General features: G+C 56.6%; 18 protein-coding genes. 2 read left to right on the forward strand and 16 right to left on the reverse strand.

Annotated elements, in window-relative coordinates:
* The first annotated feature begins 179 nt into the window (after positions 1-179).
* Positions 180-1415 (forward strand): L,D-transpeptidase family protein, encoded by a 1236-nt coding sequence (locus tag IEI95_RS19705; protein ID WP_234934241.1) that lies wholly within the window; start codon positions 180-182, stop codon positions 1413-1415.
* Between the two features lie 73 nt (positions 1416-1488).
* Here IEI95_RS19705 and dnaE read toward each other — a convergent pair whose 3' ends face one another.
* The 6 genes from dnaE to IEI95_RS19735 form a co-directional block, all read right to left on the reverse strand.
* Entirely contained in the window at positions 1489-4977 is a 3489-nt protein-coding gene (gene dnaE, locus IEI95_RS19710; protein ID WP_156533285.1) for a DNA polymerase III subunit alpha, read from the reverse strand.
* A gap of 579 nt (positions 4978-5556) precedes the next feature.
* The gene (locus IEI95_RS19715; RefSeq protein ID WP_156533286.1) at positions 5557-6246 is read right to left on the reverse strand and encodes an ABC transporter ATP-binding protein; all 690 of its coding nucleotides are present in this window, start codon (positions 6244-6246) and stop codon (positions 5557-5559) included.
* A gap of 14 nt (positions 6247-6260) precedes the next feature.
* On the reverse strand, positions 6261-7568 hold the full coding sequence (locus tag IEI95_RS19720; RefSeq protein ID WP_015915670.1) for a lipoprotein-releasing ABC transporter permease subunit: 1308 nt from the start codon (positions 7566-7568) through the stop codon (positions 6261-6263).
* A 19-nt stretch (positions 7569-7587) separates the two neighbouring features.
* The gene (gene proS / locus IEI95_RS19725; protein ID WP_156533288.1) at positions 7588-8910 is read right to left on the reverse strand and encodes a proline--tRNA ligase; all 1323 of its coding nucleotides are present in this window, start codon (positions 8908-8910) and stop codon (positions 7588-7590) included.
* 616 nt (positions 8911-9526) lie between these two features.
* Entirely contained in the window at positions 9527-9796 is a 270-nt protein-coding gene (locus IEI95_RS19730; protein ID WP_156533289.1) for a DUF1467 family protein, read from the reverse strand.
* Positions 9797-9952: 156 nt separating this feature from the next.
* Positions 9953-10546, reverse strand: a complete 594-nt coding sequence (locus IEI95_RS19735; RefSeq protein WP_156533290.1) for a TetR/AcrR family transcriptional regulator — start codon at positions 10544-10546, stop codon at positions 9953-9955.
* A gap of 157 nt (positions 10547-10703) precedes the next feature.
* On the opposite strand from IEI95_RS19735, the gene IEI95_RS19740 reads away from it, so the two are divergent.
* Positions 10704-11102: a RidA family protein gene (locus IEI95_RS19740; protein ID WP_156533291.1), complete on the forward strand. Its 399-nt coding sequence runs from the start codon at positions 10704-10706 to the stop codon at positions 11100-11102.
* Positions 11103-11132: 30 nt separating this feature from the next.
* Here IEI95_RS19740 and mce read toward each other — a convergent pair whose 3' ends face one another.
* The 10 genes from mce to nuoH all read right to left on the reverse strand — a co-directional run bounded on the left by mce (position 11133) and on the right by nuoH (position 21760).
* A complete protein-coding gene (mce, locus tag IEI95_RS19745; protein ID WP_156533292.1) occupies positions 11133-11537 on the reverse strand; it encodes a methylmalonyl-CoA epimerase in 405 nt (134 codons plus the stop codon).
* A 121-nt stretch (positions 11538-11658) separates the two neighbouring features.
* Complete coding sequence (locus tag IEI95_RS19750; RefSeq protein WP_015915664.1) at positions 11659-13326, reverse strand: ribonuclease J; 1668 nt, start codon at positions 13324-13326, stop codon at positions 11659-11661.
* Positions 13323-14111, reverse strand: coding sequence for a biotin--[acetyl-CoA-carboxylase] ligase (locus IEI95_RS19755; protein WP_156533293.1), 789 nt, complete (start codon positions 14109-14111; stop codon positions 13323-13325). The genes IEI95_RS19750 and IEI95_RS19755 overlap by 4 nt, the downstream gene beginning before the upstream one ends.
* On the reverse strand, positions 14108-15547 hold the full coding sequence (gene nuoN / locus IEI95_RS19760; protein ID WP_070150443.1) for an NADH-quinone oxidoreductase subunit NuoN: 1440 nt from the start codon (positions 15545-15547) through the stop codon (positions 14108-14110). The genes IEI95_RS19755 and nuoN overlap by 4 nt, the downstream gene beginning before the upstream one ends.
* A gap of 17 nt (positions 15548-15564) precedes the next feature.
* Positions 15565-17076, reverse strand: a complete 1512-nt coding sequence (locus IEI95_RS19765) for an NADH-quinone oxidoreductase subunit M (RefSeq protein ID WP_156533294.1) — start codon at positions 17074-17076, stop codon at positions 15565-15567.
* Positions 17076-19067, reverse strand: a complete 1992-nt coding sequence (nuoL, locus tag IEI95_RS19770) for an NADH-quinone oxidoreductase subunit L (RefSeq protein ID WP_156533295.1) — start codon at positions 19065-19067, stop codon at positions 17076-17078. Before nuoL ends, IEI95_RS19765 begins: the two co-directional genes overlap by 1 nt.
* A 7-nt stretch (positions 19068-19074) precedes the next feature.
* Positions 19075-19383: an NADH-quinone oxidoreductase subunit NuoK gene (gene nuoK, locus IEI95_RS19775; RefSeq protein WP_015915659.1), complete on the reverse strand. Its 309-nt coding sequence runs from the start codon at positions 19381-19383 to the stop codon at positions 19075-19077.
* 32 nt (positions 19384-19415) lie between these two features.
* Positions 19416-20030 (reverse strand): NADH-quinone oxidoreductase subunit J, encoded by a 615-nt coding sequence (locus IEI95_RS19780; RefSeq protein ID WP_156533296.1) that lies wholly within the window; start codon positions 20028-20030, stop codon positions 19416-19418.
* A gap of 154 nt (positions 20031-20184) precedes the next feature.
* On the reverse strand, positions 20185-20676 hold the full coding sequence (nuoI, locus tag IEI95_RS19785) for an NADH-quinone oxidoreductase subunit NuoI (RefSeq protein WP_015915657.1): 492 nt from the start codon (positions 20674-20676) through the stop codon (positions 20185-20187).
* Between the two features lie 40 nt (positions 20677-20716).
* Positions 20717-21760, reverse strand: a complete 1044-nt coding sequence (nuoH, locus tag IEI95_RS19790; RefSeq protein ID WP_015915656.1) for an NADH-quinone oxidoreductase subunit NuoH — start codon at positions 21758-21760, stop codon at positions 20717-20719.
* Between the last annotated feature and the right edge of the window lie 3 nt (positions 21761-21763).

The following is a 21763-nucleotide window of genomic DNA, read 5'->3' on the forward strand; positions in this document are numbered from 1 at the left end:
TCGTTAAAGATCGACGTTTATTTTAGGATTCAGCCTGCACGCGGCTGCATCCTTTGTGCATTTTATAAAACGCACGGCGGTATAGGCGTTTAACAACTGATTTCTCGGCACATCGTTGCTCACATGATCAGGCGACCTTTTGAAGGCCCAGTTTTTCCCGGTTTACAGATGAGGGCACCATGACGGTCCGCACCATGTTTCGTTCGATGTTCCTGTCCGCTTCCCTGCTCGCGTTGAGCGCAGGCCTGTCGCAGGCCTCCGCCAGAGACGGCAGCGCATTGCAAATCATCGTGTCGAAACAGACGCAATCTCTCACGGTCTATGATGGAGACCGGATCATCGCCTTTTCGAAGGTTTCTACTGGTAAGGAAGGTCATACGACGCCGTCTGGAATCTTCTCGATCATCCAAAAGACGAAATATCACGAATCCAACCTTTATTCGAATGCGCCCATGCCCTGGATGCAACGAATCACCTGGTCTGGCGTTGCCTTGCATGAATCGAACAGCGTACCAAACCGGCCAGCCTCGCATGGCTGCGTGCGCCTGCCCGGCCAATTTGCGCGTGAGCTCTACGGCATGACCCGGCTGGGTGCGCATGTGCTGATCAGCGATGCTCCGGTCGCACCGGCTCCCATTGAACACCCGTTCCTGTTCACCCCGACGCAACAACAGCAAGGCCCGCAAATCCTGTCCGACGCCCGCCTGCGCGGTACGGACGGCACCAGCGGCACAGAACCGGTGGAAGTGGCGATGGCCGATCTGCCCCGCCCCAAGCCCCCGTCCGTAATTTCCGCCCAACCACCTTTGAGCCTGTTGATCACGTTCCGGGGTGAAACCGAAACCATCCATGACGCCCAACTTCTGTTGCAGGACATGGGGTTTGAGACGGGCGGCCATGACGGTCATGCAGGCCCCCTGACCCGCACGGCCATCCAGGGCTTCAAACGGTGGAAAGGTCTGCCCCTGAAGGGTCCGCTCATTACGCCGACGTTCCTGAGCGCTCTCTATCAAACTGCTGGCAAGCCGATACCACCCGTTGGCCAAATCTATGCACGCCAGGCATTCAAGCCGGTCTTCGATGCGCCTATTGTCATCGACCAGCCGGAAACACCACTCGGTACGCATTTTTTCGCAGCGAACCTGGAGAGTGCCGGTGGGAAGGCTCATTGGCAGGTGACCAGCCTTGAGCCAGCTTCCACGGTCTCAAATTCGTCGATTGTCACCATTGGCAAGGTGCAGCCAAACGTCCCCAATGGGTTGGATACGGTTTTCAATCGGATTCACGTCCCCGACGACATCCGCGAGCGCATTGAAACCACCATGACGACAGGCACCGTGATGACGATTACCGACCATGGGCTAAGCCCGGATACGGTTGATGGCACAGACTTCATCACCAACCTGCCGGGATAACGGCAATACCGAAATAATCCATGTCGCTTGAGCCCGGGCAGCGGTTTTGCGAGAGCGGCGCTACAAAGAGTGCCTATACCAATTCAACATCCACCACGCCCGGCGCGGACCGCATGGCGGCGGCGATTTCCGGGGTGATACGGAAACGTTGATTGAGTTCGACCTCGATTTCGCGGCGGCCATCTTCCTTGATCACCACGAAGGAAACCAGTCCATCGCCCTTGGTATTGAGATGGGCGGCGAGCGCCCGCAAGGGGCTGGAATCGCGCAGGTAGACGCGCAACGTCTTTTGCATCTGCAAGGATTTTTCTTCCAGAGACTGCGCCGTCTGAATGCGAAGGCCTATCCCTTCAGGACGCTCCTCCGCAGCAACCGTGATCACCAGCGACTTGCCCGATTCGAGCAGGTCGCGGTACTGGTTCAAGCCTTCCGAAAACAACACCGCCTCGAACTGGCCAGTGGCATCGGAAAAGGTCACAATGCCCATTTTGTTTCCGGTTCGTGTCTTGCGCTCCTGCTTTGAAATCACCGTCCCGGCCAGCCGACCCGCCGTCGCGCCCTGGCGCACAGCGCCGGAAAAGTCCGCGAAATTCTGCACGCGCATCTTTTCCAGCAGTGGTTTATAGGTGTCGAGCGGATGGGCCGAGAGATAGAAGCCCAGAACCTGAAACTCCCGCATCAGCTTTTCGGATGGCAGCCAGGGTGTATAGGTCGGAAAAGAAATCCGCTCCGGCCCTGTGGCGCCGCCAGAGCCGAACATGTCCGACTGGCCGCTGACGGCATTTTCCTGGGCGCGTTGCGCATAGCCGATGATCCGGTCCATGCCAGCCAGCAATTCAGGACGGTCGCGGCCAAAACAATCGAAGGCACCGGCAAAAATCAGGCTTTCAAATACCCGGCGATTGATCTGCTTCGGGTCGATCCGTAGACAAAAATCCTCGAGATCGGCAAAGGGCGTATCGGCGCGGACCGTTACGATATGCTCGACGGCTGCATCGCCGACGCCCTTCAAGGCAGCCAGCGAATAGTAAATCCTGTTCGGCCCCGTCTGGAAGTGCCGGAAAGAGGTCTGAACCGACGGTGGCACGACCTCAATACCGAGACGCCCGGCATCCTGGCGGAAATCCACCAGTTTTTCGGTATTGGCCATATCGAGTGTCATCGACGCTGCCAGAAACTCCACCGGATAATGGGCCTTCATATAGGCGGTCTGGTAGGAGACAATCGCGTAGGCTGCGGCGTGGGATTTGTTGAAGCCGTAATTGGCAAACTTCGCCAGCAGGTCGAAAATGTTGTCGGCCTGGGGCTTTGAGACGCCATTCTTCACCGCGCCATCGACGAAACGGGCGCGCTGCTTGTCCATTTCCTCCTTGATCTTCTTACCCATGGCGCGGCGCAAAAGATCCGCTTCACCAAGCGAATAGCCCGACAGAACCTGGGCCACCTGCATGACCTGCTCCTGATAGACGATAACCCCCTGGGTTTCCTTCAGAAGGTAATCGATGGTCGGATGGATCGATTCGATCTCCTCCTCACCATGCTTACGGGCATTGTAGACCGGAATATTCTCCATCGGCCCCGGACGATAGAGCGCCACCAGCGCGATAATATCCTCGATACAGTCGGGTCGCATACCGATCAGTGCCTTGCGCATGCCGGCACTTTCCACCTGGAACACACCGACGGTCTCACCGCGTGACAGCATTTGATAGGTTTTTTCGTCGTCCAGCGGAATTGTCGCCAGGTCGATCTCGATATCGCGCAACCGGCAGAAATCCACGGCGGTTTTCAGCACTGTCAGCGTCTTCAATCCGAGAAAGTCGAACTTGACCAGCCCGGCCTGCTCCACCCACTTCATGTTAAACTGGGTGACCGGCATATCCGAGCGCGGATCGCGGTACATCGGCACCAGCTTGGACAGCGGTCGGTCACCGATAACGATACCGGCGGCATGGGTCGAGGCGTGGCGATAAAGCCCCTCGATCTTCTGGGCGATATCCAGAAGACGGGCAACGACAGGCTCCTTCTCCGCTTCCTCCTGAAACTTTGGCTCTTCTTCGATAGCCTTGGACAAGGGGGTCGGATTGGCCGGATTGTTCGGCACCAGCTTACAGATCCTGTCGACCTGCCCATAGGGCATCTCCAGCACACGGCCAACGTCGCGCAAGGCTGCACGCGCTTGGAGCGACCCGAAGGTGATGATCTGCGCCACCTGCTCGCGTCCGTATTTACGCTGCACATAACGGATCACCTCTTCACGGCGATCCTGGCAGAAGTCGATGTCGAAGTCGGGCATCGAGACGCGCTCAGGATTGAGAAAGCGTTCGAACAGCAAGGAGAACCGCAAGGGATCGACATCGGTAATGGTCAAAGCATAGGCGACCAGCGAACCCGCACCGGACCCACGGCCAGGGCCAACGGGAATGTCCTGGCTCTTGGCCCATTTGATGAAGTCGGCAACGATCAGGAAGTAGCCGGGAAACTTCATCCGCTCAATAACGCCGAGCTCGAAATCCAGCCGGTCTCGATACTCCTTCTCCTCGTAGCCTGGTGCCATGCCAAGCTTCGCCAGCCGGTCGTCCAATCCCTCGATAGCCTGACGGCGCAATTCCCCGGCTTCGGCGCGCTCGGCCTCTTCCGGATCGTCACTGCCACCGGTAAAGCGCGGCAATATAGGATTGCGGGTATCGAGAACGAAAGAACAGCGGCTGGCAATCTCCACCGTGTTTTCAAGCGCTTCCGGCAGATCCTTAAACAAGGCCTGCATTTCCTTGCGGCTTTTCAGATAGTGATCCGGTGTCAGGCGAAACCGGCGGTCGTCGGACACGATGGCATTATGGGCAACCGCCATCAGCGCGTCATGGGCATCATAATCGTCACGGCTGGGAAAGAAGGCCTCATTGGTGGCAACCAATGGAATATCGTGATCATAAGCCAGCGCGATCATCCGGCTTTCATGCACCCGGTCATAGCCTTGGTGGCGCTGCAATTCGAGATAAAGCCGATCACCGAACAGGGATTTGAGCGTCTGAAGCCGCGCCAGCGCCTGGGCGTGATGGCCGTCCTTCACCGGCAGATCGACCGGACCGCCTGCTGCACCCGTCAGGGCGATCAGGCCATCCGTGCCGATCTCTTCCAGCCAGGATGCGGTGATATGCACGGATTGACTATTATCGCCCTGGAGATAGGCACGGCTGACCAAGTCCACCAGCCGCTCGTAACCGGCCGGATCGGCAGCCAGAAGAACGATGGCGGGATATTTGGCAAGAGAGCTATTGCCCCGCTTTTCCTCACTGGCGTCTTCCATGTCGATGGACAATTGGCAGCCAATGATCGGCTGCAAGCCATCGCCGAGCGCCTTCTGAGAAAACTCAAGCGCGATGAACAGGTTATTGGTATCGGTAATGGCAATGGCCGGTTGCTGGTCAGACGCAACCTTGCTCAGGATCTTCTTCAGCGGCAGCGCACCTTCCAGCAGCGAATAGGCCGAATGCACTCTCAAATGGACGAAACCTGGACCCGCCTTCACTACAGCCTGTCCGCTTGCGCCCATATCACTCATTGCATCCATCCTGCTTGCTTGTCGCCGCTACACACTGAAGACCGCCGCCATAAAACTTCTCGTTCAACCGAAATCGGCCCAAGGAAAAAGCAATGCAGCAGATGAAAGTGTTACCGCGTCCGATGTGCATTTAACAAAACGCACCGCGCTGTATGAAGGTTATTGTCCTAGGTTTGGCCCGCCATGTCCAGAAGACATGCAGCCTAACCGCGACCTATCCCCTTAAAGCGACAGGCGCCTTTGGCAGGCCCATCTAGATCAGGTCGCGCCCATACGATGCCCGGCATTTCAAAAAGCCATCGCCAGAACAGACAAGCTGGCGATAAAAACAGCCAGCGATGCGAATGCGGCGATGTCATGCAGAATGTCACTCATAGCTCACTCCTGTCTGGTTATGTATCCATTTTGTTCTCCTTTTGTTTGTTCGTCAACAGATATTTTTTCCCGGAGTTTGTCTACCAAAACCGGTTTCCATTTTTCTCTGACAAACACTAAGCGCCATACGAAAAACCCGCCGATCAGATGATCGACGGGTTTTGATATCGCTGATGTAAAAACTCTTTCCAGACCCGTGGGCGATTACAAATCGAAATCGACGATTCTGCCGTCCTGGAGAGTGACGCAGCGGTCCATCCGCCGGGCCAGTTCGTGATTATGGGTCGCAATCAACGCCGCAAGACCGGACTGGCGCACCAGCGCTTCCAGCGCGGAAAACACATAAGCTGCAGTTTCCGGATCGAGATTGCCGGTCGGTTCGTCCGCCAACAGCAACAGCGGCGCATTGGCGACAGCGCGGGCAATGGCCACGCGCTGCTGTTCGCCACCGGAAAGCTCGGCGGGACGGTGATCACCGCGATGGCCGATGCGCATGTAATCAAGCAAAGCCTTGGCACGCTTGCTGGCTTCCGGAATGCTCAAGCCCGCAATCATCTGCGGCATCATGATGTTTTCAAGCGCCGAAAACTCCGGCAACAGGTGATGGAACTGATAGACGAAGCCAATGCTGGTGCGGCGCATGGCCGTGCGGCCTTCCTCGGACAACTCATTGCAACGGGTGCCGCCAATCAGCACGTCGCCTTCCGTCGGATGTTCCAGCAGCCCGGCAATATGCAGCAGGGTGGACTTGCCCGTGCCCGACGGAGCAACGAGAGCGACGGTTTCGCCTTCGTATAATTTTAGTCCGGCGCCTTTCAGAATGGAAAGCTTGGTTTCGCCCTCCCCATAGGTGCGCGAGACCTCCGAAATTTCGAGAACAGGGTTGTTCGCCATGGATCCGCTGTTCCTTATTCGTAACGCAGGGCTTGCACGGGATCGAGCCGGGCTGCCCGCCATGCCGGAAAGATGGTGGCGATAAAGGATAGGGTGAGCGACATGATAATCACCGAAACCGTTTCACCAAAGCTCATATCCGCTGGCAATTTGCTTAGGAAGTAGAGTTGCGGATCAAACAACACGGTACCCGAGACCCAGGAGAAGAAATTCCGGATCGATTCGATGTTCAGACAGACCAGCACGCCCAGTCCGACGCCAGCGAACGTGCCAGCGATGCCGATGGCCGCACCTGTCATGAAGAAGATCCGAAGGATCGAACTTGAACTGGCGCCCATGGTCTTCAGAATGGCGATATCGCTGCTCTTGTCCTTCACCAGCATGATCAGGCCGGAGATGATGTTCAGCGCCGCGACGATGACGATCAATGTCAGGATCATGAACATCACATTGCGCTCCACCTGCAAGGCGGAGAAGAAGGTCTGGTTTCGCTGTCGCCAATCGCTGATAAACACCTGCCGACCCGCTGCCGCCTCGACCTTGGGACGCAGCTCATCGATGTCGTCAGGATTGGTGACGAACAATTCGATGGATTGCACCACGCCTTCCGCGTTGAAATAGAGCTGCGATTCTTCAAGCGGCATGTAGATGATCGAGGAATCATATTCCGACATGCCGATTTCGAACGTACCGGAAATCTTGTAGGATTTGACCCGCGGGTTGACGCCCATCGGGGTCACGTCCCCCTCTGGCGAGACCAGTGTGATAGAATCGCCCGCCTGCAAGCCGAGATCGTTGGCCATGCGCGAACCGATCAGCACGCCCTGGCCGGATGTGAAGCCAACCATGTCGCCGGTCTTGATATTTGCTGCCACTTCCTTGAGCTTCAACAGGTCGTCGGGACGAATGCCGCGCACCAGCGCACCCGTGCCAGCTCCGCCCTTGCCGGAAGCCAGCGTCTGGCCTTCGACCAGCGGCAGCGCCATGGTAACACCGGGTACGGCGGAGAATTTCTTGGCAAGATCGGCGAAGTCGGTGAAGGGACTATCGACCGGCTGAACGATCATATGCCCGTTTATGCCGAGGATACGAGAAATCAACTCGGTCCGAAAACCGTTCATGACAGCCATGACGATGATCAGGGTCGCAACCCCCAGCATGATGCCGACGAAGGAGAAGCCGGCAATAACCGAAATTACCGCCTCCTTGCGCCGGGCGCGCAGATAGCGCCAGGCCACCATGCGCTCGAATGCGGAAAACGGCTTTGCGGATGACGGCACTGCGGTATCGCCTGCCGCAGAGCTTCCGGTTTCACTGCTCAATCTTGCCTCCTGGCGTCGCTCAACCGGCAAGACGGTTGATGGCGGCCTCGATGGTCATGGTTTCACGCTCGCCGGTTTTACGGTTCTTCAGCTCGACTTCGCCATTGGCGACCGACCTCGGACCGACGATCACCTGGTAGGGAACGCCAATCAGATCCGCGAGTGCGAATTTCGCACCGGCGCGATCATCGGTATCGTCGAGAAGAACATCCTTGCCGGCCTTGATCAGCGCCCCGTACACGGTGTCGCATGCGCCATCGCAACCGGCATCCCCAGCCTTCATGTTGATGATGATAGCATCGAAAGGCGCGACGGAAGCCGGCCAGATAATGCCATTTTCATCATGGGAAGCTTCGATAATGGCCGGAACAAGGCGGGTCGGCCCAATACCATAGGATCCCATGTGGACAAGATGTTCCTTACCATCAGGTCCCTGCACCTTGGCGCCCATCGGTTCGGAATATTTGGTGCCGAAATAGAAGATATGACCGACCTCGATACCACGAGCGGAAATCTTCGCGTCATCCGGCATAGCAGCGTAAGCCGCCTCATCATGCATTTCAGAGGTGGCGGCATAGTGCGACGTCCAGTCGTCAAAAATCGCCTGAAGGCCAGCAACATCGTCAAAATCGGTATCGGCAGGCGGAATGGCGCGATCCAGGAAGCTCTTGTGACAAAACACTTCCGATTCACCGGTATCGGCGAGAATGATGAATTCATGGCTGTGATTGCCACCGATCGGGCCGGTATCGGCGCGCATTGGAATGGCCCGCAGACCAAGCCGGTCAAACGTCCGAAGATAGGCGGCAAACATCTTGTTATAGGAGTGAATGGCGCTTTCCTTCGTCAAATCGAAGGAATAAGCGTCTTTCATCAAAAACTCGCGCGACCGCATCGTGCCGAAGCGCGGCCTGATCTCATCACGGAATTTCAATTGTATGTGATAGAGGTTCAGCGGCAGGCTCTTGTAGGACTTTACATAGGACCGGAAGATGTCCGTGATCATTTCCTCATTGGTGGGACCGTACAGCATGGGCCGGTCCTGCCGATCCTTGATCCGCAGCATTTCCTTACCGTAATCGTCGTAGCGACCGCTTTCCTGCCAAAGCTCCGCCGATTGCAGGGTCGGCATCAGCAATTCCACTGCCCCTGCCCGGTTCTGCTCCTGACGAATGATCGCATTGACCTTGTCCAGCACGCGCTTGCCCAGCGGCAGCCAGGAATAGATGCCCTGCGACTGCTGTCGGATCATGCCGGTGCGCAGCATCAGCCGGTGAGAAACGATTTCCGCTTCCTTGGGATTTTCCTTCAGGATAGGCAAAAAATAACGGGAGAGACGCATACCGACTTCCATTGGTGAGGCGAGCCGCATTTCGTGCGGAATCAGCCGTATATCTGGTTTTTCTTGAAGCCTTCTAACCGTTTCGCACGCGGAAGAAAACCCGCCCCGTCCTTTTGTGCACGGCGGCGAAGGATAACAAGGCCCTGCGGCCCAATCTGCCTCATGCAGAGACATCTTAACGATCGGCTTGTTTTGGCTGGCTCATGACTGAACACCTGGCAAAAAACCGAGTTCCAGCTCCAAAACCGGGGCAAATCACTCACGCCTGAGCATTCGCTCACGGTCCAACCATGTCAAAATATTGACAAATCAGCAAAAACTTCCAGTTCAATTTCTTTTTTTAGAAAGCTGTAACAAAAATGCAAAAAGTTGATGACAAGCCTGCCTTGTTGAGCTAGTTTACGCTCACAAAACAGGCAGAAAGCTTAAATTTCTGCCGATTTCGCGGTTAAAGTCTTGGGAGGATCAGATCTTAGGCGCGGTCATTCGCAGCCCCTTAATTGGTGAAAGGTCACGCGACATTTCAATAACAAGGTCTTCGGGCCTTGTTTTTTTTTGCCCATACGGGTGCTGTCCGCTTACGGGACAAACCTAGCGCTCCGAGAATATCAGGCCCTCAGCGAATATCAGGCATGACGTGCGGCAGGTCAGCAAAGCTGAAGCCGAAATAGCCGGACACGAAATTCCAGCCAAAAAAGATGACGGCAGCGACAATTGTCGTGGTACCCATCACCCGCCAGAAGCGGAAGCCTGCTGGGGCGCTGGCCACGGTGCCAGGAACGATGTCGCTTTCTTCGTCCTGAGTCCGCACTCCAAAGGGCAGGACAGCAAATAGTGTGACCCACCAGAGAATGAAATAGATCGCTCCACCGGTAACCCACGACATCACTCTTCCTCCCCGAAATGCACCCCAAACACAGTCGCAAGAGTGCAATCTACAGCATTGGGCCGAAAAGTGGAAACCGGTTTTCGGGAAAACCCGAGGCTATCGGCAGTACCTTTCACACCGTGATTGTTCAATCCGGCGGCGTGGGCAAACCGATCAAAGCGGATTGCGAAGCAAGCCTTCAGCCATGGCGCGGAAAGCCTCGACCGCCTTTGGCAAGACATTTTCCGGATTGTCGCTGGCCGCAATCCAAAGTGCCGCATCAAGAGCGGCCCCGCTCAGAAGCCGTGCAGCGGCTTCTGCATCAACCGGCTTTAGGACCTTTTGAGCAATAAGGTTCTCCAAGACCTGCCGGGTTATCTGAAGACAGGTATTCTGGCTTGGCCATTTGGAGGGGTCACCCAACACTGCGGGGCCGTCAAGCAACACGATACGCTGCACCTCCGGCTCCATTGCCATTTCAATATAGGCCACGCCCTCAGCCAGCAGGCGCTGCCAGTCCGTCGCGGCATGAGAACCGATTTGCTGGGCGCGCGCGGCCATTTCCGAATCGATCTGGTCGACAACCGCCGCCAACAGACCACGCTTGTCGCCAAAGTTGTGATAAAGCGCACCGCGCGTCAGCCCCGCGTCGGCGGTTAACTCGTCCATGGACGCAGCCGAATAGCCCTTTTCAGCAAAGGCTTTTCGACCAGCCGCAATCAATTTGATGCGGTTTTCCTCCATGGTTTCTCGTCGGGACTTTGCCATTCAGACCTCATTTCATATACGATATGCATGTGAATTTGACATACGGATCGTATGCGGTTACCTTGGATACGAATCGTATACGAAATAACGGCTGCGTTGTGAAGCGTCGCGCGGACCCACTCGCATTGTCATCCGATAACCCAGAAAAGAGAGAAAAATGACTGAGCGCGAAGCAATCTTTCCTGCCAACCGACATGCTCTTTACGAAGAACACGGTTATTCCGCCGCCATACGCTCCGGTGACCTGTTGTTTGTCTCAGGTCAGGTCGGCAGCCGTGACGATGGAACACCCGAGCCTGATTTCAAGCGTCAAGTCCAACTGGCTTTTGAAAATCTCAAGGCCGTCTTGGGTGCTGCGGGATGCGGCGTGGAGGATATCGTCGATGTAACGACGTTTCACACGGACCCCGAACAGCAGTTTCCAATCATAATGCCCGTCAAGCAGGAGATCTTTCACAGCGCACCCTATCCGAACTGGACGGCCGTTGGGGTCACCTGGCTAGCTGGCTTCGATTTTGAAATAAAGGTCATTGCCCGTATTCCGAAAATTCATTGAAACCGAACCGCCATAAGGATCCAGCATGAGCTAAAGTTGCTCGAGTTCGATCAATGTCCCATTAAAATCCTTGGGATGCAGAAAAAGTACCGGCTTGCCATGCGCGCCGATTTTCGGTTCGCCATCTCCCAAAACGCGGGCACCTTTGGAGATCAAGCGGTCCCGCGCAGCGTAAATATCATCCACTTCATAGCAAATGTGGTGCATGCCACCATTGGGCGATTTCTCGAGAAAGGCTTTGATCGGGGAATGATGGCCCAGCGGCGCCAGCAGTTCGACCTTGGTATTTGGGAGTTCGACAAAAACCACCGTCACACCATGCTCCGGCAAGGCTTGAGCTTCGGAAACCGTCGCGCCAAGCATGTCAGCGTAAGTCTCAACGGCAGAGCCAAGATCTGGCACGGCGATGGCGATATGATTGACCCTGCCCAGCATACGCTTCTCCCATATCTGCGCCCATAGAGCGCCGTCATCACAAGATGACTGGCGCTCTATGCATTGTTGATAGCTGAGGTATTCCAGCTCCAGAAATATCCCTTGCCAGTGACCCCGGCAATCAGACCTTGGTCACAAAAACCGTAACGACAGGCTTCTTGCCCCAGCACTCATTGGCAGTAGAGCGCACAGCACGACGGATACTTTCACGCAAGGCGCCAAGATCCTTGCGCCGCGTGCGCGGAATGCTCTCGACCGCGCTCAGCACGGCGTCATAGAGAATATCCTCCATGTCATCGCCTTCCAGATCTTCCGCTGGCAGGCCATGGGCGACCACTTCAGGATCGTCGCGGAACTCGAAGCGTTCGTCCAGGAGGACACTAACCGAGACATGGCCTGCAAAAGACAGCTTGCGCCGCTCACCAATGCCCATCTGCTCGAAATCGCCCAGCAGTTTGCCGTCCTTGAAAACCCGGCCATACGGCGCTTCACCGATGACTTCGGCAGGACCAGGCGCCAGCCGCAGAATGTCGCCATTGCGCACTTTCGGCACCTGGGCAATCCCGGCCTCCAGAGCCAGTTTCTGCTGCGCCGTTAGATGGGCCGCCTCGCCATGAACAGGGACGAGAATTTGCGGGCGCGTCCATTGGTACATCTGCAAAAGTTCGTTGCGGCGTGGGTGACCGGAGACATGCACAAGCGCGTCGCTATCGGTAACGATGGTTACGCCCTGCTCGATCAGGCCATTCTTGATATCGTTGATCGGCTTTTCATTGCCGGGAATAGCGCGAGACGAAAAAACAACTGTATCGCCTTTGGTCAGCGCCACGTTGCGCATTTCATCGCGCGACAGCTTGGCAAGCGCCGCGCGCGACTCACCTTGGCTACCTGTCAGGATCACCACGACCTTATCGCGGGGAATGTACCCATATTCGTCCTCGGCGATAAAGGGCTGCACGCCTTCCATCAGCCCGACATCGCGCGCCACACCGACGACCCGCTTCAGGGAGCTGCCCAACAGCAGGACTTCGCGGCCTGCTGCCTCGGCTGCCTTGGCAATCGAGCGGATACGTCCGACATTGGAGGAAAACGTGGTGATCGCCACGCGCCCCTCTGCTGTTTGGATGATCTTGCGCAATCCTTCCGAGACTTCCTGCTCGGAGGGCGAAACGCCCTCCCGCATCGCGTTGGTGCTATCGCACATCACCGCCAGAACGCCCTCGTCACCAAGAGCGCGGAACCGCGCCTCATCGGTCAGCGGGCCAAGCGACGGCGCATGGTCAATCTTCCAGTCTCCAGTATGAATGACATTGCCAAGCGGTGTGCGAATAATCAGCGACATCGGCTCGGGAATGGAATGGTTGACGTCCGAAGCCTCGACAACAAAGGGGCCGACATGGACCTTGTCGCCTGGCTTGAAGGGCGTTACCGGAATTTCAGCCCGGGTTCCCTCATAATTCCGCTTGGCTTCCAACATGCCAGCGGTAAAACCCGAGGCATAGACCGGCACATTCAGGCCCGGCCAGATATCGTTTAGCCCGCCATAATGATCTTCATGCGCGTGGGTGATGAAGATCGCCTTGAGCCTGTTTTTCTGCGAGAGAACGAAGCGGATGTCAGGCAGCACCAGATCCACACCAGGCAGATCGGGACCAGGGAAGGTCACACCGCAATCCACCATGATCCATTCCCGGTTCTTCGGCGGGCCAAAGCCGTAAAGCGCCAGGTTCATGCCGATTTCACCCACGCCGCCCAGCGGCAGAAATACCAGTTCGTCTGTCTTTGTCATTCTTTCCTTGGCCCATTCGGCTCGAAAAACACATCTCCCGCCGCAACTGGCGTGATGCCTAGCGAGCCCCGGTCGAGCAATAATATCCCTTTATCATCGATTCCTGAAAACACACCGGAAATCGACCGATCCGGGAGATTGACGGTGATTTTCTCACCGATCCCACAAGCCACCTGCCGCCAGCGCTGCATCACGGCCTTGACGCCACGGCCCCGATCCCAGAGCGCCAGTGCATCGGCCATGGCGGCGAAAAGATGCGTGAAAAGCTCATCGGGCGTCACGGCAGCGCCGTGCTCGGCGAGCGAGGCCGTGGGATACGGCGTTTCAGTGGGTTTGAAAACAAGATTGATGCCGATGCCGATGACCAGGGCGTTGCGGCCATCCGGTGTCCGCTCCGCTTCCAACAGAATGCCGGAGGTCTTGGCACGACCAATCAGCACATCATTCGGCCATTTGATTTCCAAAGGCGGTGCACCCGACGGCAACACGACGCCAATCGCATCATGCACGGCCACGGCCACGGCCAGAGGAAGCGAAGCCAAATCGGCCAAAGGCGCCGGATCGATCAATAAAAGAGAGCTGTAGAGATTGCCGGGCTCCGAGGCCCAAGGCCTGCCACGACGCCCTCGCCCGCCTGTCTGGCGGTTGGCTGTGATCCAGAGATCTCCCGGATCACCGTCACGGGCTCTGATCAAGCATTGCTGGTTGGTGGAATCCACCTCGTCCAGCGCAATATGTCGGAAGGCGTCGAGCGCCTTCCGACGATGGGTGGAATAGTCGCTCAACGGAACAGAGTCGCTGCCGCTGCCGACGCCGCACTGCCGATCGGTCCGCCGATCAACACATAGGCAATGACGAACAGACCGGACAGGCCAAAGACCACCCGCAACGTGCCAGACGTCGCGGCAAACTCGATCTTAGCATCATCGAACCACATGACCTTGACGAGGCGCAGGTAGTAGTAGGCGCCGATAACCGAGGCCAGAACACCAATGATCGCCAGGGCATAAAGATGTGCCTCGATAGCCGCCAGGAAGACGAAATACTTCCCGAAGAAGCCAGCGAGCGGCGGAATGCCGGCCAGCGAGAACATCAGTGCCGTCAGAACAAAGGCCATGAACGGACGGGTCTGCGACAGGCCAGCCAGATCATCCACTGTTTCAAGCGCTTCCCCCTCTTTGGTCCGCATCGCCATGATGCAGGCAAAGGTACCGAGGTTCATGATCAGGTAGATCAGCATATAGAGCAGAACGCCCTCGATGCCCTGCTTGGAGCCAGCGGCCAGGCCGACCAGAGCGTAACCCATATGACCAATGGAGGAATAGGCCATCAGGCGCTTGATATTGCGCTGGCCGATGGCGGCTACCGAACCCAGAACCATGGAGGCGATCGCAATAAACACGACGATCTGCTGCCATTCAGCGGTAATCGGCTGGAAGGCGTCGATGACGATGCGAACCAAGATCGCCATAGCGCCAACCTTTGGGGCGGCGGCAAGAAAGGCCGTGACGGGGGTCGGCGCACCTTCATAAACATCCGGTGTCCACATATGAAAGGGAACAGCGGAAATCTTGAAGGCGAGACCGGCCAGCACGAAGACAAGACCGAAAATAAGTCCGAGATTGGTGTGACCAGCAGCCAGGACGGCAGCGATCTTGTCGAACTCGACATTGCCGGTAAAGCCGTAGACCAGAGACATGCCGTAGAGCAACATGCCCGACGACAGGGCACCAAGCACGAAATATTTCAGGCCAGCTTCCGAAGACCGCGCGCTGTCGCGGTTCATGGCGGCGATGACGTAGAGCGCCAGAGACTGGAGTTCCAGCGACATATAAAGAGAGATCAGGCTATTGGCCGAGATCATCAACAGAATGCCCAGCGTCGCCAACACCAGCAAGACCGGAAACTCGAACTTGTCGAGATCGTTGGCTCGTGCCTGACCGAACGCCATGACCATGGTGGTGATGGAACCGATCAGGGCCAGGACCTTCATGAAACGGGCATAACCGTCGGAGATATAGGCACCGCCGAAGGCGACACCGTCGGCGGGCATCAACAGGATCCACGCACAGGCGGCGGCGAGAAGCGCCACCGCCAGGCCTGTCACCAACGAGGTCTTGTTGGTGAACACGCCGATCATCAGCAATACCAGCGCGCCAACCGCAAGCAGAAGCTCCGGCGTGACGAGATGCAGGCTTGCAAGGAGAGTTTCAGCATTCATGTCCAATGATCCTGTCGTCAGTTCACCAGGAGCGCAACATTTTGCGCAGCCTGCAGAGCAGCGGTGTAGTTATTCAAAAGCGCATCCACCGAAGCCGTCGTCACGTCGAAGATCGGGGCCGGATAGACACCGAACAGGATGGTGAGCGCGATCAACGGATAAAGCGTGACCTTTTCGCGGAACGACAGATCGAGAAGCGCTTTCAGGCTCTCCTTGTCCAGCGCTCCGAAAACGACCCGGCGATAGAGCCAGAGCGCGTAGGCTGCCGACAGGATAACGCCGGTGGCAGCAAACAATGCCACCCAGCTATTGGCCCGGAACGCACCGATCAGCGTCAGGAATTCGCCGATAAAGCCCGAGGTGCCAGGCAGGCCGACATTGGCCATAGTGAAGATCATAAAGGCCAGCGCGTATTTCGGCATGTTGTTGGCGAGACCGCCATAGGCGACGATTTCGCGGGTATGCATGCGATCATAGATCACGCCGACGCAGAGAAACAGCGCGCCTGAGACAAAGCCGTGGCTGATCATCTGGAAAACCGCACCCTGCAATCCTTGGGTATTGGCCGCAAAGATACCCATCGTCACATAACCCATGTGAGCAATGGAGGAATAGGCAATCAGCTTCTTCATATCCTCCTGCATCAGCGCCACAAGCGAGGTGTAGATGATGGCGATAACGGAGAGCGCAAAGACCGCCGGTGCAAAATAGTCGGAGGCTAGCGGGAACATCGCCAGCGAAAAGCGGATGAACCCATAACCGCCGAGCTTCAGCATGATGCCCGCCAGAATGACCGAACCAGCGGTCGGCGCCTGGACGTGGGCGTCGGGAAGCCAAGTGTGGACAGGCCACATCGGCATCTTTACCGCAAACGAGGCGAAGAAGGCCAGCCATAGCACCGTCTGCAGGTGCGGCGGGAATTTATGAGCCAGAAGCGCTGCGATATCGGTCGTGCCGGCATCCCAGTACATCGCCATGATCGCCAGCATCATCAGCACGGAGCCGAGCAGCGTATAGAGGAAGAACTTATAGGAAGCGTAGACGCGATCCTTGCCACCCCAGACACCGATGATGATGAACATCGGGATCAGGCCAGCTTCGAAGAACACGTAGAAAAGCACGATATCGAGCGACACGAACACGCCGACCATCATCACTTCAAGGATGAGGAAGGCGATCATGTATTCCTTGATCCGCTTCTGGACCGAGGTCCAGCTGGCGAGCACGCAGAATGGCATGAGAAACGCCGTCAACACCACGAAAAGCATAGAAATGCCATCGACGCCGAGGTGATAGGCGATGCCGGTGCCGAGCCAGGGATGATTTTCCACCATCTGGAAGCCTGGATTGGCGTTATCGAAACCGATCCAGATGAACAGCGAGACAATGAAGGTCGCGACCGTCGTCAACAGCGAAATGTTGAGAACGTTCCGGCGTCCGGACGGAGTGTCGCCATTCATCAGCAGCAGCAGGGCAACCCCGACCAGCGGCAGAAAGGTGACCGTTGAAAGAATTGGCCAATCGGTCATCAGATCGAACTCCCGAGCATCATCCAGGTAATAAGCGCTGCAATTCCGAGCAGCATTGCGAACGCATAGTGGTAGAGATAGCCGGATTGCAGCCGGACAACCCGCTGCGTCAGACCTGCGACCCCGGCAGCAACGCCATTCGGACCATAGGCATCAATGGTGGCAACATCGCCCTTCTTCCACAGGAACCGTCCAAGCGCCTTGGCCGACCGTACGAAGAGGAAGTCATAAAGCTCGTCGAAATACCACTTGTTGAGCAGGAATTGGTAGAGAAGCCACTGGCTTTGCGCCAGCTTCTTCGGCGTTTCCGGCGACTTGATATACATGTACCAAGCGGTGACCAGGCCGACGAGCATAGCAACAAACGGGCTGAGCTTCACCCAGGTCGGAACGTGATGCACCTCGTGGAGGACTTCATTATGCGCACCGGTAAACAGCGCACCCTTCCAGAACTCGGCATAGGCTTCGCCAAAGAAATAGTCATGGAAGATAAAGCCAGCGAACAAGGCTCCTGCGGTCAGAAGGTAAAGCGGCACCAGCATGACCTGAGGTGATTCATGCACATGATGCATGACTTCGTGCGAGGCGCGCGGCTTGCCGAAGAAGGTCATGAACGCCAGGCGCCAGGAATAGAAGCTAGTGAACAGGGCGGCAATGACCAGAAGCACGAAGGCAAAGGTTGAAACACCTGTGCCAGCGGCAAAGGAGGATTCGATAATCGCATCCTTGGAGAAGAAGCCTGCCGTACCGATCATCGTTCCAGGAATGCCGACACCTGTCAGCGCCAGATTGCCGATGGTCATCGCCCAGAAGGTCACTGGGATATGCTTGCGAAGCCCACCCATGTGACGCATGTCCTGTTCACCATCCACGGCGTGAATGACCGAACCGGCACCAAGGAACAACAGGGCCTTGAAGAATGCGTGCGTGAACAGGTGGAAAATAGCCGCCCCATAAGCACCGACGCCAAGCGCCACGAACATGTAGCCAAGCTGCGAGCAGGTCGAATAGGCAATCACCCGTTTGATGTCGTTCTGCACGAGACCGACAGTTGCCGCAAAGAAGGCAGTGATCGCACCGACGATGGTGACGACCATCAGGGCATCCGGCGACAGTTCGAAGACCGGCGACATGCGGGCGACGAGGAAGACACCGGCGGTGACCATGGTTGCCGCGTGGATCAGAGCCGAAACCGGTGTCGGCCCCTCCATCGCATCCGGCAGCCAGGTATGCAGCAGGAACTGTGCCGACTTACCCATGGCCCCCATGAACAGCAGCAGGCAGGCTGCGGTTACCGCATGGCCCTTGTCGAGATGCATACCGAACAGATTGATGACAGCGTCACCGGCAGGTGCGCCTTCGGCTGGCAGATATGTCTGAGCAGAAGCGAAAATCGTTTCGAAATTGATCGAGCCAAACAGCACGAACAGCGTGGCGATGCCGAGAATAAAGCCAAAGTCGCCGACACGGTTGACGATGAAGGCTTTCATCGCAGCAGCCGTTGCCGAAGGCTTCTTGAACCAGAAACCGATCAACAGATAAGAGGCCAGACCGACGCCTTCCCAGCCGAAGAACATCTGCAGGAGATTGTCTGACGTGACCAGCATCAACATTGCAAAGGTAAACAGCGACAGATAGCTGAAAAAGCGTGGACGATGCGGATCGTGATGCATGTAGCCGATGGAATAGAGATGCACCAGCGTCGAGACGCTGTTGACCACCACCAGCATGACCGCTGTCAGCGTATCGATCCTCAGCGCCCATTCAACGTCGATGCCACCGACCTGAATCCAGCGTAAAACCGGAACCTTGATCAGCTCAGAATGACCGAAGCCAACCGAGATGAACACGTACCAGGACAGGGCCGCAGTCAGCACCATGAAGCCGGTGGTGATGAATTCCGATGCCTTGGCGCCGATCTGGCGACCGAACAGGCCGGCGATGAGCGCGCCAAGCAGCGGAAGAAAGACGATTGTCTTATACAATAGCATAGCCGTATCAGCCCTTCATCATGTTGACGTCTTCAACGGCGATCGATCCGCGGTTGCGGTAGAAGACAACGAGGATAGCAAGGCCGATCGCCGCTTCCGCAGCCGCGACGGTCAGGATAAACAGCGCGAAAACCTGGCCGACGATATCATTGAGGAATGATGAGAAGGCCACCATGTTGACGTTTACCGCCAGAAGAATGAGTTCCACCGACATCAGAATAACGATGATGTTCTTTCGGTTGAGGAAGATACCGAAGACGCCCAGCATGAACAGGATCGCGCTGACGGTGAGATAATGGGAAAGTCCGATTTCCATTGTTCGTTTCCTTGAGATCCCTTGCCTTCAGCTCAGATGCCCTGGCCGGGCTTGACCTTGACCACCTTGATGGCAGTCGCTGGTCCACGTGCAACCTGGTATGCGATATTCTGCCGCTTGATGTGCTGGCGGTGACGCAGAGTCAGCACGATGGCGCCGATCATGGCCACCAGCAGCACAAGGCCGGCAATTTGGAAGAAGAAGACATAATTGGTATAGAGCACATCGCCGAGCGCCGCCGTGTTCTGACGGTCCGCCAGTGCCGGGATCGGCATGGTGATCGCCTGCTTGGCCGCAGGCGAAATGACCGAACCGCCGATCACGAAGATCAGTTCAGCTGCAACGATGGCACCGATCAAGGCCGCCAGGGGACCATGTTTCGAAGCCCCTGCCCTCAATTCCGTGAAGTCGATGTCCAGCATCATCACCACGAACAGAAAGAGCACTGCAACCGCGCCGACATAGACGACCAGCAGGATCATCGCCAGGAACTCGGCACCCGTCAGCATGAACAGACCAGCCGCGTTGACGAAGGTGAGGATGAGGAACAAAACCGAATGAACCGGATTGCGTGACGAAATAACCATGAACGCCGACGCAATCGCGACAAAGGCGAAAAGGTAGAAAAAGATTGCCTGAAGACCCATGATGGTGCCTTTTCATCTTCCCCAGGAGCGCGGCGCGGCCGTGTCCCATGAAATGCCAGTGGCCCGGGCCGGACCATCCATGCATTTCGTTTCAATTTCAAACCGGGACGGACAGATTTTGTCCCGCCGCCATCGGTTTCCTCAAAAGACGATCTCAGCGGTAGGGAGCATCCTGCGCAAGATTGCGCGCGATTTCCCGCTCCCACCGATCTCCATTGGCCAAAAGCTTGGCCTTGTCGAAATAGAGTTCTTCGCGTGATTCCGTCGAGAATTCGAAATTCGGACCTTCGACGATCGCATCGACCGGGCAGGCTTCCTGGCAGAAGCCGCAATAGATGCATTTTACCATGTCGATATCGTAACGAACCGTACGGCGCGTGCCATCGTTGCGGCGTGGGCCGGCTTCGATGGTGATCGCCTGGGCCGGACAGATCGCCTCGCATAATTTGCAGGCAATGCAACGTTCCTCGCCATTGGGATAGCGGCGCAACGCATGCTCGCCGCGAAAGCGCGGGCTAACGGGGCCTTTCTCAAACGGATAGTTCACGGTCGCCTTCTGCTTGAAAAAGTAACGCATCGACAGGAAAAATGCGTTGACGAACTCTTTCAGAAACAGCGAGCGGACAGCCTGGGAAACACTTGCCATCTTCAAACTCCAATTCTGCCGAAATCTGCGGGGTGAAGGCTCATGCCCAGCCCCCAAGCTTCAGCACGAATGCAACAATAACCACCATGGCCAGCGACAGCGGCAGGAACACTTTCCAACCCAGGCGCATCAACTGGTCATAACGGTAGCGCGGAACGATCGCCTTGGTGATGCCGAACATGAAGAACACCAGCGTCGCCTTGAGGATGAACCAGATAATACCCGGCACCCAGTTGAGTACGGCAATGTCCAACGGCGGCAGCCAGCCACCCAGAAACAGAATGGTGGTCAGGGCGCACATCAGCACGATGGCTGCATACTCACCCAGCATGAACATCATGTAAGGGGTCGAGCCGTATTCGACCATGAAGCCGGCGACCAGTTCGGATTCAGCCTCAGGCAGGTCAAAGGGAGGACGATTGGTTTCCGCCAGCGCCGAGATGAAGAAGATCACAAACATCGGAAACAGCGACAGCCAATGCCAGTCCAGCAGCGAGGCCGGCATTCCCATCATCGTGCCGAGACCATGGTTCTGGGAATTGACGATGTCGGTGAGGTTCAGAGATCCCGCACACAGCAGCACCGTGACGATGACGAAGCCGATCGACACTTCGTAGGAGACCATCTGAGCCGCAGAGCGCAGGGCACCGAGGAATGGGTATTTCGAGTTGGACGCCCAGCCCCCCATGATGATGCCGTAGACTTCCAGCGAGGAAATCGCAAACACATAGAGAATGCCGACATTGATATTGGCAATCACCCAGCCCTGGTTGAGCGGAATAACCGCCCAGGTCGCCAGAGCAAGCGTCACGGCCACAAGCGGAGCCAGCAGGAAAACGGCTTTATTGGCGCCAGCCGGAATGATCGGTTCCTTGAACACGAATTTCAAAAGGTCGGCGAAAGACTGGAAAAGCCCCCATGGACCCACCACATTCGGACCACGGCGCAATTGCACCGCCGCCCAGATCTTGCGGTCTGCCAACAGGATATAGGCAATGAACACCAGCAGGCAGACCAGCAGCAGCAGGGACTGGCCGATCATGATGGCCGCCGGCCACACATAGGTAGAAACGAAACTGTCCATGGT

This window comes from Agrobacterium vitis (assembly GCF_014926405.1).
In the GTDB taxonomy this organism is placed as follows: Bacteria; Pseudomonadota; Alphaproteobacteria; order Rhizobiales; family Rhizobiaceae; genus Allorhizobium; species Allorhizobium vitis_H.